Origin of the sequence: Paracidovorax avenae ATCC 19860 (assembly GCF_000176855.2) — a bacterium.
Lineage (GTDB): Bacteria > Pseudomonadota > Gammaproteobacteria > Burkholderiales > Burkholderiaceae_C > Paracidovorax > Paracidovorax avenae.
In genome coordinates, this window is the sequence record NC_015138.1 from 802,204 (window position 1) to 815,534 (window position 13,331).

General features: G+C 68.9%; 9 protein-coding genes. 7 read left to right on the plus strand and 2 right to left on the minus strand.

Features of this window, described 5'->3' with window-relative positions:
• Positions 1-13 precede the first annotated feature (13 nt).
• Entirely contained in the window at positions 14-1,639 is a 1,626-nt protein-coding gene (locus ACAV_RS03575) for a methyl-accepting chemotaxis protein (protein WP_013593210.1), read from the minus strand.
• Positions 1,640-1,893: 254 nt separating this feature from the next.
• Here ACAV_RS03575 and ACAV_RS03580 point away from each other — a divergent pair, with 254 nt between their 5' ends.
• Positions 1,894-4,308, plus strand: coding sequence for a hypothetical protein (locus ACAV_RS03580; RefSeq protein ID WP_013593211.1), 2,415 nt, complete (start codon positions 1,894-1,896; stop codon positions 4,306-4,308).
• Between the two features lie 56 nt (positions 4,309-4,364).
• Positions 4,365-5,552: a class I SAM-dependent rRNA methyltransferase gene (locus tag ACAV_RS03585; RefSeq protein ID WP_013593212.1), complete on the plus strand. Its 1,188-nt coding sequence runs from the start codon at positions 4,365-4,367 to the stop codon at positions 5,550-5,552.
• Here ACAV_RS03585 and ACAV_RS03590 read toward each other — a convergent pair.
• On the minus strand, positions 5,518-6,909 hold the full coding sequence (locus ACAV_RS03590) for a sensor domain-containing diguanylate cyclase (RefSeq protein WP_013593213.1): 1,392 nt from the start codon (positions 6,907-6,909) through the stop codon (positions 5,518-5,520). The genes ACAV_RS03585 and ACAV_RS03590 overlap by 35 nt on opposite strands.
• 204 nt (positions 6,910-7,113) lie before the next feature.
• Here ACAV_RS03590 and ACAV_RS03595 point away from each other — a divergent pair, with 204 nt between their 5' ends.
• The 5 genes from ACAV_RS03595 to hslU all read left to right on the plus strand — a co-directional run bounded on the left by ACAV_RS03595 (position 7,114) and on the right by hslU (position 12,955).
• A complete protein-coding gene (locus tag ACAV_RS03595) occupies positions 7,114-8,193 on the plus strand; it encodes a CobW family GTP-binding protein (RefSeq protein ID WP_013593214.1) in 1,080 nt (359 codons plus the stop codon).
• Positions 8,194-8,502: 309 nt separating this feature from the next.
• On the plus strand, positions 8,503-9,000 hold the full coding sequence (dksA, locus tag ACAV_RS03600) for an RNA polymerase-binding protein DksA (RefSeq protein ID WP_011793966.1): 498 nt from the start codon (positions 8,503-8,505) through the stop codon (positions 8,998-9,000).
• A gap of 104 nt (positions 9,001-9,104) precedes the next feature.
• A complete protein-coding gene (locus ACAV_RS03605) occupies positions 9,105-10,907 on the plus strand; it encodes a type IV pilus assembly protein FimV (protein ID WP_013593215.1) in 1,803 nt (600 codons plus the stop codon).
• Between the two features lie 79 nt (positions 10,908-10,986).
• Positions 10,987-11,535 carry an ATP-dependent protease subunit HslV gene (gene hslV / locus ACAV_RS03610; RefSeq protein WP_013593216.1) on the plus strand — a complete coding sequence of 183 codons (549 nt, stop codon included), beginning with the start codon at positions 10,987-10,989 and terminating at the stop codon, positions 11,533-11,535.
• Between the two features lie 103 nt (positions 11,536-11,638).
• Complete coding sequence (hslU, locus tag ACAV_RS03615) at positions 11,639-12,955, plus strand: ATP-dependent protease ATPase subunit HslU (RefSeq protein WP_013593217.1); 1,317 nt, start codon at positions 11,639-11,641, stop codon at positions 12,953-12,955.
• The last annotated feature ends 376 nt before the right edge of the window (positions 12,956-13,331 follow it).

Sequence of the window (13,331 nt, forward strand, 5' to 3'; positions counted from 1 at the left end):
GCTCCCCGCTGGCTCACCCGTGCTGCAGCAGCGCCCGGGGGGCGGAGGCCGGCGGCAGCGCCGCGCCGGCGAGGGCGAGCCTTTCGACCGGCAGCCGGAAGCTGGCCACGGTGCCGACCAGTTCCCGCGCGCGCTGGCTCAGGGCCGCGGCGGCGGCGGCCATCTCCTCGACCAGCGCCGCGTTGTGCTGGGTGGAGCGGTCCATGTCGTTCACCGCGTCGTTGATCTGGTCCACGCCCTGGCTCTGCTCCTGGCTGGCGGCGGTGATTTCCCCCACCAGTTGCGACAGCCCCTGGATCGACTGCACCACGCTCGCCATGGTCTGGCCGGCGCGGCCCACCAGCGCGGTGCCCGCGGCCACGCGGTCCATGCTGGCACCGACCAGGCCCTTGATCTCGCCGGCCGCCTGGCCCGCGCGCTGGGCGAGGCGGCGCACCTCTCCGGCGACCACTGCGAAACCCCGGCCCTGTTCGCCCGCGCGGGCGGCTTCCACCGCGGCGTTGAGCGCGAGCAGGTTGGTCTGGAAGGCGATGCTGTCGATGATGCCGGTGATGTCCGCGATGCGCCGGCTGCTGTCCTGGATCTGCTGCATGGTGTCCACCACCTCGGTCACCACCGCGCCGCCCTGGGCGGCCACGCGCGATGCGGCCTGCGCCACGCGGTCTGCCTCCAGCGCATTGCCCGCGTTCTGCCGCACGGTGCCGTTCAACTGCTCCATGGAGGCCGCCGTCTGCTGCAGCGCACCCGCCTGGCCTTCGGTGCGCGCCGAGAGATCGCTGTTGCCCTGGGCGATCTGCAGCGCGGCAGAAGACACGCTCTCGGCGCTCTCGTGGATGGCCGCCACCATGGCGGCGAGCTGGTCGCGCATGCTCCGCAACTGGGCCATCAGGCTCGCCGTGTCGCCCTGGCGCGCGGGAATCTCGATGGTGAGGTCGCCCTGCGCCACGCTGCGGGCCACGGCCGCGGCCGCGCCGGGTTCCGCGCCGAGCTCCCGCAGGATGCCGCGCACCACCAGGGCGCCGAAGCCGATGGCGAACACCATGCCCGCCAGCACCGCCGCGATGACGCCCGCCCGGGTGTCGCCGTAACGGGTCTCGGCCGCCTCGTAGGTGCTGCGCGCGGTGTCCAGCTGCACCTGCGTGAGGGCCGCGAGCACGGCCTGCAGCGGATCGAGGGCCGGATACATCTCGCGGGCGGCGAAGGCCGTCAGGCCGGGGATGTCCCGGGCGCGCAGCAATCCTTCCAGGGCCTGCACGGCGGCATCGGCACGCGCCTGCAGCGGCCCGAACTCCTCGAGCAACCGGTGCTCCTCGGCATGCAGGCCGGTCGCCAGGTAAGCGGCCCACTGCTCCCGCACCTCCTTGCGCGCCGCATCGATCGACTCCAGGCCCTGCTGCGGCGTCAGCGCGCCGTCTCGCACCTTGTGGGCGGTGTCCACGATGTTCACCGCGTAGGCGTCGGCCACCCGCTTGATCTGCTGCAGCGGCACCACCCGGTCGTGGTAGACGGAAACCAGGCCGGCATTGGAGCGGGCCATGCCCAGCAACCCGGTGGCGCCGGCACCGGCAGCCAGCAGGCAAAGGGCGGCCAGGAGCCAGCCGAGACGCGTCGAGACCTTGAGCCGGTGTAGGTAGTGCATGGAAGTTCCCTCTGTAGTGGATGGTGGATCTGCTCTTGCGCGGGCCGCACGGGGCAGCTGCAGGCCCGGATCCTAGGAAAGCCCGGATCCGGCTTTCTCAACAATCCTCAAATCTTCTTTCCCACAGAATTTCCTGCGCATGAAAGCCACGTTTTGGGAGCTTTCCGTGTAGGGAGGGGCGGCCTGGGGCCCGGGTCCATGGAGAATGCGCATCTCAAGAAAACCCACGGGAAGCGCCTCGATGCGCAGGTTGCATGACTGAATCCAGGAAGGCAGGGCTGCCCCCTTCGGGCTTGCACGCGTGGCTGAGCGTGGGCTTGGCCCTGGTGCTGCTGTGCGGTTTTACCGTAGCGGGCGGCCAATGGACCGCGGCGAGGCTGAAGGCCTTGCCGTCCAAGGAGGCCGGGCCGGGGCGCGCCTTCGGCCATGTGGATTCGCTGCAGCGCGCTTCTGACGGATCGCTGCGCATCCAGGGGTGGGCGATCAGTCCGGACGGCATCCGGAAACTGGAGGCCCATGTGAACGGGCGGCCGGTGGACATTCCCTACGGCCTGATCCGCCGGGATGTCTTCCGGGCCCATCCCGGGAAGCGCGGCGCCCTGGCAGCCGGTTTCGACGGCAAGCTGCCCATCGGCGACATCGCGCGCCAGACTGACCTGGAAGTCGTGGTCGTCGATCAGAAGGGCGGGAAGACGACGTTGCTCAGCCAGCCGTTCTTCCCGCAGGCCTACAAGACCCGCTGGGGGGATTTCCGGCCCGGGCGGAGCGTGGATCCGGATGATGTGTTCTTTTTCCCCATGGCCACGAGCCATGTGGAAGCAGGGGGCGCCGACGGCATCCGGGAAACCTACGGTCCCTACGAGAGCCGCACCGTCAAGGCCGGGATCCGTGTCCAGATCCTCTACATGCGCACCACCACCGGCGCCCGGGGAGACTACGCGTTCGATCCGGATTTCGTCCCGGACAAGAAGTGCGGCCGGCGCCTCATCGCGGAAGACAGCCTGCACGGCGTGATGCGATACGCCATCGAGAAGAAAATGCCCGTGCTGTTCACGCTCAACGGAGGGATCTGGGCCGACGCGCCCTGCGACGCACCCCAGTGGGACATCAACGATGTGCTGGAGCAGGACGAGACGCTCTGCCAATGGAACGACAGGAACGGGGTGATGCCCGACTCGGCGATCGAGGGGCAGGCCGGATCGTTCGAGTCGCCGGAACTGGGGCGTGCCCTGAGCCTGAACGTGTTCGCCGAGCGCGTCCGCTTCTACAAGAAGCGCAACCTGCAGCAGGCCGCTGCCCTGATCCAGCGCTTCGCCATCGAGCACCCTGACCTGTTCATCGGCATCAGCCTGGACCCGGACGTGTACATCAACCCCTTCTTCGAGGGGCGGCAGTGGTACGACTACAACCCGCAGACGCTGCGCCAGTTCCGCGACTGGCTGCGCGGCAGCGGGCCCTACGCGAACGAAGGCGGCCCCGGCGTGCCGGACCTGCGGGCCTACCGGCGGCCGCAGCCGCTGACCCTGGCGGATATCGACAGGATGAGGGGCCGGCACCACGCCAGCTGGGACGAGGTCGATCCTCCGCGGAAATTTCCCAAGGCACCGCATCCGTTCTGGCAGGAGCCCTGGACCCAGGCGTGGGAGCAGTTCCGCCGCCATCTCGTGAAGCTGCATTACGACGAGCTGTCGCAGTGGGTGGCGCAGACCGGCGTTCCCGCCAGCCGCATCTATTCCGCGCAAGGCTTCATGCCCCCGGGCTTGATGGAGCCCTTTGCCGTGCGCCTCGACAGCCCCGCCAAAAGCTACGATTCCGGAGGCGTTTCGATCGAGGGCTCGGCGCCGGTGCAGGGGCGCCTGGGCGCGATCATCTATGGCGACAGCGCCACCAATTCGATCCCCATGGAAGGCAAGTTGTCGCTGTTCGGCGAATTCCGCCACTACAGCCCGGAATGGGCCGTGGTGGAATACAACACGGCCGACCTGACCGCGCCCCGGCGCATGGCAAGCTACGACCGTGCCTATCGCTCGCTGAGGGAGATTGCCAACTATGGGGCGCGCCTCGTCTCTCCCATGGCCTGGAACGGCAGCCCGGGCGAAGCGGCGAATACGACAGGCTATGTCAGCTACACGTCGCTGCGCCGTACGCCGCTCGAAGATGCCATCCAGCATTTCATGGTGTCGCGGTATGACCTGCCCCGCGGCGCGCGCCTCTGGACCTTCGGATCGGGAAGGCACCACGACACGGATGGGTGGCAGGCCGGTGCAGGAGCGACGGTGGCCGCCACCCCGGACGGACTGCACCTGGTCCTGGACGGCGAAGGCCGTGCCAGCGCCGTATCGCCCGCCGAACTGGCCATGCGCCCCGGCGCGTTCGATGCACTGGTCGTGCAGGCCGAAGGCGGCGGCGAAGACCTGAGGCTGGCGGTGGACGTGCAGGCCGCAGGCGGCGCCTGGCAGCCGCTGGTGGCCGAAGCCCCCCTGCGGCAGCGGGAGCGGCGCAGCGCGGGATTCCGCATTCCGCTGCCGGCGGCTGCCGCTCCGGATGCGGTGGCTTTCGACCGGCTGCGGCTGGTCTGGCGTGGCCGTCCCGGCGCCGCCGTGGATATCGGCCTCGTGGCGCTCTACCCGGCGCCGCGCCCGGCCGCCGTGGAACCCGCCGCCCGCTGAGCCGCCGCTGCGCCGGTCCGGGCGCCCTTGCGGCTGGCGGACGGACAATACGGTCCATGAAAACCATCCGCCTGCGCCCTGGCAAGGAGCGTTCCCTCCTGCGCCGCCATCCCTGGATCTTCGAATCGGCCATCGCCAAGGGCGGCGGCGACAGCGGGGAGACCGTGCGGGTGGAGTCGGCGGACGGCCGCTTCCTGGCCTGGGCCGCCTTCAGCCCCGCATCGCGCATCCGCGCCCGCGCCTGGAGTTTCGACGAGGCGCAGCGCATCGACCCCGCATTCTTCGCCGCGGCCGTGGACCGCGCGGTCAGGGCGCGGGAGCGCTTCGCCATCGAGAGCGACGGCGTGCGCCTGGTGCATGGGGAATCCGACGGCCTGCCCGGCCTGATCGTGGACCGCTACGGCGACACCCTGGTGGCGCAGTTCACCAGCGCCGGCACCGAGCGCTGGAAAACCGTGATCGCCGATGCCCTGCTGAAGTCCACGGGCCTCGCCAGGCTCTACGAACGCTCCGATGCCAGCGTGCGGCAGCTGGAGGGACTGGAGCCCGCCACGGGGTGGCTGCGCGGCGACGGCCCCACGGAGCTGTCCATTCGCGAACACGGCTGGCGCCTCACCCTGGACATCGCCGAAGGCCACAAGACCGGCTTCTACCTCGACCAGCGCGACAGCCGCCACCGCTTCTCCGAGGCCGTGCGCCGGCTCGGCGCCCGCCAGGTGCTCAACTGCTATTGCTACACCGGTGGTTTCACCGTCGCGGCGCTCGCGGGCGGAGCCTCGCAGGTGACCTCCATCGATTCGTCGGGACCGGCGCTGGAGCGCGCGCGCTCGCACGCGGCCCTCAACGGCTTCGAGGCCGCCCGCACGGAATTCCTCGATGCCGACGTGAACGCCTCCCTGCGGCGCTTCCTGCAGGAGGGCCGCCGCTTCGACGCCATCGTGCTCGATCCGCCGAAGTTCGCTCCCACGGCCGCGCATGCCGAGCGCGCCGCACGGGCCTACAAGGACATCAACCGCCTGGGCCTGCAACTGCTGGCCCCTGGGGGGCTGCTCTACACCTTCTCCTGCTCCGGCGGGATCAGCGCCGACCTGTTCCACAAGATCGTGGCCTCGGCCGGCGCCGACGCGGGGGTGGACGGCTACATCCTGGAGCGCCTCGGCGGCGCGCCCGACCACCCCATGACCCTGGAATTCCCCGAGGGGGAATACCTCAAGGGGCTGGCGGTGATGCGCAAGGGAGCGTGACGGGCGCCTGCGGCTCGCTGTCGGCACCGGCCATCTCGACGCGTCCGCGGCCACCGCGCTTGGCGGCGTAACAGGCAGCGTCCGCGTCGGCCATGAGGTTTTCCAGGGACTCGGGCGTGTTCCCGAACAGACGCACGCCGATGCTCGCGCCGATCCGAAACACGTGCTGCGCCGCATGGAAAGGCTCGCTGCGCAGTGCCTCCACGATCTGCAGGCCGATGCTCCGGGCACCATGCCGGCTGCAGTGCCGCAGCAGGACCACGAACTCGTCGCCGCCCAGGCGCACGAGCACGTCGTCCCCGCGCACGCAGCGGCGCAGCCGGCCCGCCACCTGGCAGAGCACGTGGTCGCCGGCCGCATGGCCGGCTTCGTCGTTCACGGCCTTGAAACCGTCCAGGTCGATGAACAGCAACGCATGCGAGCCGGGCTGCGCCGAGAGTTCCTGGACCTGCGCGCCCAGGCTGCGGCGGTTCGGCAGACCGGTCAGCACGTCGTGGCGCGTTTCCATGCGCAACTGCTCGGCCAGCACGCGCAATTGTTCCTCGCTCTCGCGCGCACGCAGTTCGGCCGCGCGCAGCTCGCTTTCGTTGCGCTTCACTTCGGAGATGTCCGTATGCAGGGCGTAGCTCTGTCCGCCGGCGCTGCGGTTCATGGTCACGCGCATCCAGCGGCCGCCCGGCAGCGGAACTTCGAACGGCGCGCCCGCGAAGAAGGCGGCATCGTGCAGGGCCGCGGCCACGTCCTGGGCGCGATGCAGCCGCTCCTGGGCGTCGGGCGATGCCTCCCAGAGCTGCCTGACGATCTGCACGTAGGTACGCTGCGCCAGCGCCTCCCTGGAGGGCAGCCCGTGCATCATCACGAACAGGTCGTTGGCATACAGGATGCGGCCTTCGTCGTCCAGCACGGCAGCGGCCTCGCCCAGGTCCTCCAGCATCTGCCGGGTGCCGGACGCCGGAAGCGCCGCCTGGCACTCCGGGGCCGGGGTTTCCGAAGCGTCGTCCACATGCGCCACGTGCTGCCAGACGCGGATGCGGTGCCCTCCCTGCACCGGCACCGCGGCCACGCGCAGCCAGCGCCCGAGGTGCTGGAAGACATAGGGCCGCGTCTGCAGGCGGTTGCGCATCAGGCCGTCGGCGATGAAGCGGTCGATGTGGGGGAGGTCTTCGGGCGGCAGGCGCCCCTGGTAGAAGCGCCGCAGGTTGTCGGCATAGGGCTCGCCGGCATGGACGCGGCCTTCGTGCTCCGGGAAGAAGCGGAGAAACGAGGCATTCCACAGGACGGTACGTTCCTCTGCATCGAACACGCACATGGCGATGCCCAGCGAATCCAGGAGCGTGGCGGTCAGGTCGAAATCCATGGCCTGGAAAAAGGGCGGGAAACGGCTCGTAGAAGGGCTGTCGGGGGCGGAATCTGGAAATCAATGTAGCGTATTCCCCGACCCGCCAAGCCGGGAAAAGGCCTGCTTTGGCGCCCGAAATCCGGGGGTGTTGACAGCCTCGCTAAACTTTTGGGAAGGCGTGCCGCGCCGGCACCCTCCACCTTCCGAAAGCGTTTGCCGACCATGTCCCTCATTCCCACCACCATCCTCACGGGCTTCCTGGGCTCGGGCAAGACCACCCTCCTCAAGCGCGTGCTGACCGAGTCGCACGGCCAGAAGATCGCCGTCATCGAGAACGAATTCGGCGAGGAGAACATCGACAACGACATCCTGGTGACGGATTCCAAGGAACAGATCGTGCAGATGAGCAACGGCTGCATCTGCTGCACGATCCGCGAGGACCTGCGCGAGACGCTCCAGCTGCTGGCCGCCAAGCGCCGCAAGGGGCTCCTGGAGTTCGACCGCATCGTGATCGAGACCACCGGCCTGGCCGATCCCGGCCCGGTGGCCCAGACCTTCTTCATGGACGAGGAGATCGCCGAGACCTACCTCATCGACTCCATCATCACGCTGGTGGACGCCAAGCATGCCGCCCAGCAACTGAACGACCGCCAGGAGGCACGCCGCCAGGTGGGCTTCGCGGACCAGATCTTCCTGTCCAAGACCGACCTCGTTTCCAGCGAAGAGACCGACGCGCTGATCCACCGCCTCAAGCACATGAACCCGCGCGCCCCGATCAAGGCGGTGCATTTCGGCGAAGTGCCGGTCTCCGAGGTGCTGGACCTGCGCGGCTTCAACCTGAACGCCAAGCTCGACATCGACCCCGACTTCCTGAAGGAAGAGGACGACCACGGCCATGCGCATGGGCACGGGCACGACCACCACGGCCATGACCACGAGCACGGCGAGCACTGCAGCCATCCCTCGCACCAGCACGCAGGCCATGGCCACCACCATCACCATGACGACGACGTGAAGAGCTTCGTCTACCGCGCCGACCGTCCCTTCGACCCGGCCAAACTGGAAGACTTCCTGGGTGCCATCGTCAACATCTACGGCCCCCGCATGCTGCGCTACAAGGGCGTGCTGCACATGAAGGGCACCGAGCGCAAGGTCATCTTCCAGGGCGTGCACCAGCTCATGGGCAGCGACCTGGGCCCGCAGTGGGCCGAGGGCGAGCAGCGCCAGAGCAAGATGGTGTTCATCGGCATCGACCTGCCCCAGGACATCTTCCGGCAGGGCCTGGAGCAGTGCCTGGCGTGAACCGGCCCCGGACCGGATGCCGCGGCCGGTTTGTAGGATAACCACTACTTCGCGGGGGGCGGCCGCGCATGCGCGAAATCGGCCGATACAATCGCGCCCCGGCAAAAACGGCAGGACACCGCCGCCGCATCGACCGCTTTCGGGAGGGCGGGCGGCATGGGCGGGACCGGGTTTGCCGCGCCGCCGTCCCATTCCGGTGGAAACCGCCGTACGTAGGAGGCGGCCTCCTTCCCGTTTGGAGCAATTGACCGTACCATCCACGGCACCGTCGCCGGCCACCCCGCCGGCGCAGCCAGCCTAATACACATCATGCCTACGACCCTGCAAGCGCAATCGCCCGTCGCGGCCGCCAAGAAAGACCCGAAGCTGGCCAACAACTGGAAGACCAAGCCGGCCGAGGAGCTCTCCGACGCCGAGGTGCTTTCCATGCCCGACAGCGAATACATGAACGAGAAGCAGCTGGCGTTCTTCCGGCACAAGCTCGTGCAGCTCAAGCAGGACATGCACAACAACGCGGGCGAGACCACCGAGCACCTGCGCGAGGATACCGTGGTGGTGCCCGATCCGGCCGACCGCGCCACCATCGAGGAAGAGCACGCCCTGGAACTGCGCACCCGCGACCGCGAGCGCAAGCTGCTCAAGAAGATCGAGCAGTCCATCGCGCGCATCGACGCAGGCGACTACGGGTACTGCGACGAGACCGGCGAGCCCATCGGCGTCGGCCGCCTCCTGGCGCGTCCCACCGCCACCCTGTCCCTGGAGGCGCAGCAGCGCCGGGAGCTCAAGCAGAAGATGTTCGGGGACTGACGGCACGGCGCCCGCCACACCCGCGACCGGCCCGTCCCGCCGTTTTCCGCACCAGTCCGCCCGACCCCCGTGCCGAGGCGCGTGCCCTCCAGCCACGACGATCCATGAGCAAGGAAGATTCCTCCCGCGGCCTGCTGTCCAAGGTGGTGCGCTTCGTGCGCAATCCCACCGTCAACTGGAATGAGCTCGACTCCATCGACGAGGAGCGCGAAAGCCAGTACAGCAAGCAGATGCTCAAGGAAATGATCGAGCGCAAGCGCCGCAACGATTTCGTGCGGCGCCGCGAGTTCGACCAGCTGCGCAAGCTGCGCCAGCGCGAGGCCCTCCACGGCCAGCGGTCGGACGACCAGACCGCCCGGCCCTCGTTCTTCCATACCAGCATGACTTCGCCGGACGACCGGGCCGTCACGCTCAAGAAGATCGACGAGATCGAGGCGCAGATGTCCCAGCAGTGGTGGAAGAGCAAGCAGCCTGCGGCCGCCGGCTCGCCGGGCGGCATGGCGCCCACCGAACCGGCGCCTTTCGGCGCCTCCGATTCCGCCGACGCGGCGCACGCCCGCGCGTTCGCTCCCACCGCCCCGGCCAGCCTGCCGGCGGGGCTGTCGGAGCCCGGCGTGCAGCCGCTGTTCTCCGGCGAAAGCCTGCCGCCCGCCACGGACCTCATGGCCCCCACGGTGCCCCAGGCGTATCCCGGTGCGCGCTCCGTCGAAGGCTCGCGACCGCTGGCGCCCCCCATGCTCACCGAGCGGGCCGATCCGCCGTCGCGTCCCGTGCCTGCCTACATGGCGCCCGAGCCGCCGCCCTACGTGCACGAACCCGACCTGGAGGAGGCCGCGATCCGTTTCGCGAACGGCGACTACGCCGGCGCGGAAGCGGGCCTGCTGGAAGCGCTCGCGCAGCACGAGGGCGACGAGGACATGGCGCGGCAGGCCGAGTTCTGGATGGCGCTCTTCGATTTCTACCGCGCCACGGGCGATCACGCCCGCTTCGAGTCGCTGGCCATCGATTTCGCTGCACGGTTCGGCCGCTCCGCGCCGCTGTGGTTCTCCATGCCCGAACTCCTGGGGATGCAGCCTCCTTCCGCACCGGCCGAACCCGCCGTCGGGGCCCAGCGCGAATTCCTCTGGAACGCACCTTCGGTGCTCACGGCCCAGTCGGTGGCCGCCCTGCAGGCTTCCGTGGCGCGGGCGTCCGCTCCGCCCTGGACTTTCTCCTGGTCGCGCCTGATGACCATCGAGGAAGGGGCCGTCCCGGGCCTGGCGCAGCAGTTCGGGCAGTGGGCGGACCGCACCGAGGCCATCGTCTTCAAGGGCGTGGACGCCCTGGCGAGCCTGCTGGAGGCCCGCACGCCGTCCGGCGACCGGAGCGTTCCGCCGGACTGGTGGCGCCTGCGCATGGCGGCACTGCGGCTGATGGGCCGGCCCGACGAGTTCGAACTGGTCGCGCTGGACTACTGCGTCACCTACGAGGTGTCCCCGCCGTCCTGGCAGCCCCCGAGCTGCAGCTATTCCGATGACGGGGGCGGCGACGGAGCCCATCCCGCAGCGGCCGCGGTGCCTTTCGACGCGGATGCCTTCTCCTCGGGCTTCGGCGAGCCGGCCTCCCAGCCGGGGGGGCTGGAGCCCTCCGTTCCGGCCGCCGTGCTGTCCGGTCACATCGAGGGCGACGCGACAGCCATCCTCGAGCCCATGGAGGCGCACCTGCATGCCGGCGTGCCGTTCGCCATCGGCTGCGACCGGCTGGCGCGCGTGGATTTCGCCGCCGCCGGCTCCGTGCTGAACTGGACGGCCGCCCAGCAGGCCCTGGGCAACGTGGTGCACTTCACGCAGGTCCCGCGGCTGGTGGCGGTGTTCTTCAACGTCATCGGCATCCACGAGCACGCGCGCATCGTTCCGCGGCAGAACTGAGCCCGTCCCGGGCGGTGTGGCACGCGGCCCCGGCCGGGTGCTGTTGCAATCCGGGCGTCCGTCCCCAATTCCGGACGCTATGGAACAGTTTCACGGCACCACCATCCTCAGCGTCCGCCGCCAGGCCGCGGACGGCACCATCCAGGTCGCCATCGGCGGCGACGGGCAGGTCACGCTCGGCAACATCGTCGTGAAGGGCTCGGCGCGCAAGGTGCGCAAGCTGCACCATGGCAAGGTGCTCGCGGGCTTCGCGGGCGCCACGGCCGACGCCTTCACCCTCTTCGAGCGCTTCGAAGCCAAGCTGGACAAGCACCAGGGCCACCTGACGCGCGCCGCCATCGAACTCACCAAGGACTGGCGCACCGACCGCGTGCTGCGCCGCCTGGAGGCCATGCTGGCCGTGGCGGATGCCAGCGCCTCGCTCATCATCACCGGCAACGGCGACGTGCTGGAGCCGGAGCAGGGCATCGTGGCCATCGGCTCGGGCGGTGCCTATGCGCATTCGGCCGCCAAGGCGCTGCTGAACCACACCGAGCTGTCCGCCGAGGATATCGTGCGCAAGTCGCTCGCCATCGCGGGCGAGCTGTGCATCTACACGAACATGCACCACACCGTCGAGACGCTCTGACGCCCGCGTCGTCCTTCCGCCGCGCGCGGCGGGCCTGCCCGCGGGCCGCCCGCCGTGTCCCCTCCCTGCCGGTTCCCGGCCCGTTCCGTCGCGAGTGAACACCATGTCTTCCATGACCCCCCAGGAAATCGTCTCCGAGCTCGACCGCCACATCGTGGGCCAGTCGGGCGCCAAGCGCGCCGTCGCCATCGCGCTGCGCAACCGCTGGCGCCGCCAGCAGGTCGATCCCGGACTGCGCCAGGAGATCACCCCCAAGAACATCCTCATGATCGGCCCCACCGGCGTGGGCAAGACGGAAATCGCCCGCCGCCTCGCCCGGCTGGCGGATGCCCCGTTCATCAAGGTGGAGGCCACCAAGTTCACCGAGGTGGGCTACGTCGGCAAGGACGTGGACTCCATCGTGCGCGACCTCGTCGAGGTGGCCGTCAAGCAGACCCGCGAGGCCGACGTGAAGAAGGTGCGTGCCCGGGCCGAGGACGCCGCCGAGGACCGCATCCTCGACGCGCTCATCCCCACGGCGCGCACCGGGGAGCAGCCCGCGGACAGCACCGCCCGCCAGGTGTTCCGCAAGAAGCTGCGCGAGGGCCAGCTGGACGACAAGGAGATCGAGATCGACCTGGCCGATGCCCGGCCCCAGCTCGAGATCATGGGCCCCCAGGGCATGGAGGAGATGGCCGAGCAGCTGCGCGGCATGTTCAGCCAGATGGGCCAGGAGCGCCGCAAGACGCGCAAGCTGCGGATCGCCGAGGCGCTGAAGCTGCTGACCGACGAGGAGGCGGGCAAGCTGGTCAATGAAGAGGAGGTCAAGACGCGCGCCCTGCAGAACGCCGAGCAGAACGGCATCGTGTTCATCGACGAGATCGACAAGGTGGCCACGCGCCAGGAGGCCGGCGGTTCCGACGTCTCCCGCCAGGGCGTGCAGCGCGACCTGCTGCCGCTGGTGGAAGGCACGACGGTGAGCACCAAGTACGGCATGGTGAAGACCGACCACATCCTCTTCATCGCCTCCGGTGCCTTCCACCTGGCCAAGCCGAGCGACCTGATCCCCGAGCTGCAGGGGCGCTTTCCCATCCGCGTCGAGCTGGAGTCGCTCTCCGTGGGCGATTTCGAGGCCATCCTCACCCAGACCCATGCCTCCCTGGTGAAGCAATACCAGGCGCTGCTGGCTACCGAAGGGGTCACGCTGGAATTCGTTCCGGAGGGCATCACGCGGCTGGCCCATATCGCCTTCGAGGTGAACGAGCGCACCGAGAACATCGGCGCGCGCCGCCTCTCCACGGTGATGGAGCGGCTGCTGGACGAGGTGAGCTTCGACGCCGCGAAGCTCTCCGGCCAGACCGTGCGCATCGATGCCGCGTACGTGGACGGGCGCCTTGCGAGCCTGAGCCAGAACGAGGATCTTTCGCGCTACATCCTGTAAGAAGCGATCTTTTCCTACAGACTTGTGGATTTTTCTACAGGTCTTTTGTGGAATTGCACCGCCGCCCGGACGCCAGTCGCCGGGCGGCGGTTTCGCTTGGGCGCCAGCCCGTGGAGGACGGCCGGATGGGCCGCCGGATGCCTGTGCGCATTCCAGGTTGGCGCCAGACCCTAAGGTATCACTTCCACAGCATTTCCTAAGTGCTTATCCGGGAAGGAAATTCACCCGCCATATATGTTTGCAATCAGCGCTAAGTCGTTGATTTCATTGCAAAACTTTGTTGCACCCGATCGTGCGACCGGGCCTTTTCCTGCTACAGTGCAAAAAAGTGCAATTAAGTGGTGAAAAGTGCCCTCCAACCCCGGTCTCCGCGGGA

Coding starts and splice junctions, on each gene's coding strand:
- ACAV_RS03575 (WP_013593210.1), bottom strand. CDS start 1,639: ATGCACTACCTACACCGGCTCAAGGTCTCGACGCGTCTCGGCTGGCTC.
- ACAV_RS03580 (WP_013593211.1), top strand. CDS start 1,894: ATGACTGAATCCAGGAAGGCAGGGCTGCCCCCTTCGGGCTTGCACGCG.
- ACAV_RS03585 (WP_013593212.1), top strand. CDS start 4,365: ATGAAAACCATCCGCCTGCGCCCTGGCAAGGAGCGTTCCCTCCTGCGC.
- ACAV_RS03590 (WP_013593213.1), bottom strand. CDS start 6,909: ATGGATTTCGACCTGACCGCCACGCTCCTGGATTCGCTGGGCATCGCC.
- ACAV_RS03595 (WP_013593214.1), top strand. CDS start 7,114: ATGTCCCTCATTCCCACCACCATCCTCACGGGCTTCCTGGGCTCGGGC.
- dksA (WP_011793966.1), top strand. CDS start 8,503: ATGCCTACGACCCTGCAAGCGCAATCGCCCGTCGCGGCCGCCAAGAAA.
- ACAV_RS03605 (WP_013593215.1), top strand. CDS start 9,105: ATGAGCAAGGAAGATTCCTCCCGCGGCCTGCTGTCCAAGGTGGTGCGC.
- hslV (WP_013593216.1), top strand. CDS start 10,987: ATGGAACAGTTTCACGGCACCACCATCCTCAGCGTCCGCCGCCAGGCC.
- hslU (WP_013593217.1), top strand. CDS start 11,639: ATGTCTTCCATGACCCCCCAGGAAATCGTCTCCGAGCTCGACCGCCAC.